General features: G+C 62.7%; 3 protein-coding genes. All 3 read right to left on the bottom strand.

The window, feature by feature from the left end; genetic code table 11:
- A partial coding sequence (locus ACOJTD_RS25255; RefSeq protein ID WP_420135593.1) for a catalase occupies positions 1-1,331 on the bottom strand: 1,331 nt, incomplete at its 3' end.
- A gap of 332 nt (positions 1,332-1,663) precedes the next feature.
- A complete protein-coding gene (locus ACOJTD_RS25250) occupies positions 1,664-2,248 on the bottom strand; it encodes a c-type cytochrome (protein WP_420135592.1) in 585 nt (194 codons plus the stop codon).
- Positions 2,249-2,481: 233 nt separating this feature from the next.
- Positions 2,482-3,735, bottom strand: a complete 1,254-nt coding sequence (locus tag ACOJTD_RS25245) for a PQQ-dependent sugar dehydrogenase (RefSeq protein WP_420135591.1) — start codon at positions 3,733-3,735, stop codon at positions 2,482-2,484.
- Positions 3,736-4,139 lie beyond the last annotated feature (404 nt).

The raw sequence follows: 4,139 nt of genomic DNA, 5'->3' as shown, positions 1-4,139 counted from the left end.
CCGGCTTCTTCGGCCGGGAAACTGCGGAAGCCCTTCGGCGTCTCACGCGGTCCGCCGTTCGCGCCCCATGAGTTGGGCTCGTAGTTGGCGCGTCCGCGCGGGTTGTTCAGCGTCATGTGCCCGTCCTGCTGGAAGGTATGGAACGGGCATTTCGGCGCGTTGATCGGCAGATCGTTGAAGTTCGGGCTGCCGAGCCGTTTCAACTGCGTGTCGAGATAGGAAAAGTTGCGGCCCTGCAGCAGCGGGTCGTTGGTGAAATCGATGCCCGGCACGATGTTGCCGGTCTGAAACGCGACCTGCTCGGTCTCGTTGAAGAAGTTGTCGACGGTGCGGTCGAGCACCAGCCGGCCGACCCGGCGGATCGGCACGCGTTCTTCCGGAATGATCTTGGTGGCGTCGAGAATGTCGAACTCGAATTCGTCGGCGAACGCATCGTCGAATAGCTGCAGGCCGAGCTCCCATTCCGGATAGTCGCCGGCCTGGATCGCGTCCCACATGTCGCGACGATGAAAGTCCGGATCGGCGCCGTTGAGCTTGAGTGCCTCGTTCCAGACGACCGACTGCATGCCGAGCTTCGGCTTCCAGTGAAATTTGACGTAGGTCGATTTGCCCTCGGCATTGATTAGCCGGAAGGTATGGACGCCGAAACCTTCCATGAAGCGCAGCGAGCGCGGAATGGTGCGATCGGACATGATCCACAGCGCCATGTTGATCGATTCCGGCATCAGCGAGATGAAGTCCCAGAAATTGTCATGCGCCGTCTGGGCCTGCGGAAAGCCGCGGTCCGGCTCCTGCTTGGCGGCGTGAATCAGATCGGGAAACTTGATGGCGTCCTGGATGAAGAACACCGGGATGTTGTTGCCGACCAAATCCCAGTTGCCCTGCTTGGTGTAGAACTTCACCGCGAAGCCGCGGACGTCGCGTGCCAGATCGGCCGAACCCTTGTTGCCGGCAACGGTGGAGAAACGCACGAACACCGGCGTCTTCTCTCCGGGGCGCTGGAACAGATCGGCGGCGGTGACGTCGGCGAGCGACTCGTAAGGCTCGAAGAAGCCGTGCGCGCCAAAGCCGCGGGCGTGGACGACGCGCTCGGGAATCCGCTCGTGATCGAAATGGAAGATCTTCTCGCGGAAGTGAAAATCCTCCATCAGCGTCGGCCCGCGCGCGCCGAGCTTGAGGCTGTTCTGATCATCGCTGACCGGCACACCCTGCCGCGTCGTCAAAACCGGCGTGTCCTTGCCGGCGATCTGATGTGTCTCGCCTCCGGTGCCGCGGTGGATCGAGGCGTCAGCCAATTTGGCGGATGTGAGATCGCTGTTCTTGTCGGCCATGGGAACCTCGCGCGGGATGTCGGGACGGCAGCGGTGACGGCCCTCGTCACGCGATGATGGTCATCGCGGCGCATGCCGATTCAATCGGTGCGCGAGGCGTCCGCTGCCGTGATGACGAGGTCGGCGCAGTTTGGTTCCTGGGATGAAAGAAGATCGGAGCGAGGGCGTCGGCGCTGGAGTGCCAACGTTTGCAATCACTCTCTCCACGTCATGCCCGGCCTCGTGCCGGGCATCCACGCTTTGCTGACGCAGATGAAAAATGCGTGGATGGCCGGGACAAGCCCGAGCATGACGAAGGAGAGGGATGGCGATCTGGATATTCGGCCGCGCCGCTAATTCAGATGCGCCAGATAATGCGCCAGCGCATAGATCTCTTCCTCGCTGAGTGGATAGGCGACGTCGGCCATCGCCGCCATCGAGCCGCCGGAGCGTTGGCCGGATTTGAACTCGTTGAGCGCCTTGACCAGATATTCCTCGCGCTGGCCGGCGAGCCGCGCGGTGCCCTTGATGCCGGCGTAGTTGTCGGTGTGGCACGATGCGCAGCGCCGGCCGGCGGCGGCTTCGGCGCCCTTGCGTGACAGTTCCGGATTTTCGTCCGGCTTGGGGTTCTTCATCGGCTGCAGCGACGAGAAATAGGCGCCGAGATTGCGGATGTCCTCGTTGCTGAGGTCCTCTACCACCGACGTCATGTTGGCGTTCTGCCGCGTGCCGGCGCGAAAGAACACCAGCTGCCACTGGATGTAGAGATCGGGCTGGCCGGCCAGCGACGGCGTGTACTGCATCTGCGAGATGCCGTCGGCGCCGTGGCAGAAGCCGCACATGACGGCCTTCTGTCGGCCGGCCTCGATGTCGGCTGCGTGGAGGGGGAAGACGCCGCACATCAGAGTCAGTGCAACGAGGGCGGCGAAGCGAGTCATGCGGGGTCTCTCTGTTGGCTCTGTTTTTTGATGGTTTGTCGTCTTTCGGGGTTTCGTCGCGGTGGGCGCAGCCGGCCGGGACGAAGGCCCGGAATCCATAACCACTGTAATCGCGGTGAAGCACGAAGGCGGTGGTCGTGCCCGACAACTGGCACGGGGCGTATGGATTCCGGGTTCGCCGCTGCGCGGCGCCCCGGAATGACGAACGTGGGGTGGGTACGCTCAGCTCAGACTCACTTGCTGTAGCTGATGCGATAGATCGCGCCGGCCCAATCGTCGGCGATCAGCATCGAGCCGTCCTTGGCCAGCACGATGTCGGCGGGGCGGCCGAGATAGCCCTGGTCGCCTTCGATGAAGCCAGTGGCGAAGTCTTCCTGCTTGGCATTCTTGCCGTCCGGATCGACGATCACCCGCTTGATCAGCGCGCCCTGATACTTGTGGCGGTTCCACGAGCCGTGCTCGGCGATGAAGATGTTGTTCTTGTACTCTGCGGGGAATTGGTCGCCGGTGTAGAACTTCATCCCGAGCGGGGCGACGTGGGCGCCGAGATTGAGCACCGGCGGGGTGAATTCCGAACACTTGTGACCCATGGCGAATTTCGGGTCTTCCATGTCGCCCTGGTGGCAATGCGGATAGCCGAAATGCTCGCCGAGTTTCGTGATCATGTTGAGCTTGTCGCTCGGCATGTCGTCGCTGATCCAGTCGCGGGCGTTCTCGGTGAACCAGTCTTTGCCGGTGCGCGGATCGACGTCGCCGCCGACCGAATTGCGGACGCCGAGCGCGACGATCTCGGCATTGCCGGTCTTGGGATCGACGCGGCGGATCTGCGACACCGAGGTCGGCGGGATGCCGATGTTGAAGGGCGGGCCGAACGGCACATAGAACCAGCCGTCCTTGTCGGCGACCAGATACTTCCAGCCGTGCGCCACGTAGGACGGCATGTCGTCATACACGACCTTGCCGGAGCCGAGGTTGTCCAGATTGGCCTCGGCGTTGTCGTAGCGGATCAGCTTGTCGATATCGATCACGTAGAGCGCGCCGTTCTGGAACGCCAGGCCGGTCGGCATCTTCAGGCCCTTGAGGATGGTCTTGACCTGTTTCTTGCCGTCCTTGTCGGTGATCGCATAGACGTTGCCGAGGCCGAACGAGCCGACGAACAACGTGCCGTTGTCGCCCCACGCCATCTGCCGCGCGGCGAGCACGCCCGACGCATAGACGTCGATCTTGAAGCCCGGCGGCAGCTTGATCTTCTTGATTGTGGCGGCGAGCTCGGCATCGCTGGCACCGGTCGGCGGGCCGGAGGGCGGCGCCAGGCCCTTCTGTGCCTCCGTCTCGTCGCCGAGGAACCAGTCGGGCGGCGGGTTGGTCCAGAATTCCTTGGAGCCGGATTCGTACTTCTTGAGACCTTGCGCGCTGGCTTGTTGAACCGCCCCGATCGCCAGAACGGCGGCGCACGCAATCACGGATCGTGTAAAGACCGATTTCATCGCGTTCACTCCCTCGCCACGGCCGACGCTGCAGCCGCAGTTTTGTTGTGCGACGTCTGATGCGTCGTCAGCGGCGTTCGTGCGCCAGCAGGCAAAGGCTAGCACAACAGCGGCAGGAGAGAAGATGGTTGATGATGAATCGCAACAGAGGTGCAGCGATTAGTTCGCTGCACTGCAATCGATGCAGTGCAATGTTTCGAACCTATATCGAAGCATCCATGAAATAGCGGAGCGGTGCGGCCGTTTCCAATCGCACTGAATCGTCATCCTGAGGCGCGCCCTGACGGGCGAGCGCCTCAGGATGACGGCTCAGTCGTTGTCAAAACGACAAGGCCCGGGACCAGCCCGGGCATGACGTGGAGAGGTGTGTCGTCCCCTTGAGGGAGCGTGCGCGTCGCGCGCGA

The organism is Rhodopseudomonas sp. (genome assembly GCF_048594845.1).
Taxonomy (GTDB): domain Bacteria; phylum Pseudomonadota; class Alphaproteobacteria; order Rhizobiales; family Xanthobacteraceae; genus Rhodopseudomonas.
Note: the sequence above shows the minus strand (reverse complement) of the source record. Positions and strands in the feature narration are given on the sequence as shown.

Coding starts and splice junctions, on each gene's coding strand:
- ACOJTD_RS25250 (WP_420135592.1), bottom strand. CDS start 2,248: ATGACTCGCTTCGCCGCCCTCGTTGCACTGACTCTGATGTGCGGCGTC.
- ACOJTD_RS25245 (WP_420135591.1), bottom strand. CDS start 3,735: ATGAAATCGGTCTTTACACGATCCGTGATTGCGTGCGCCGCCGTTCTG.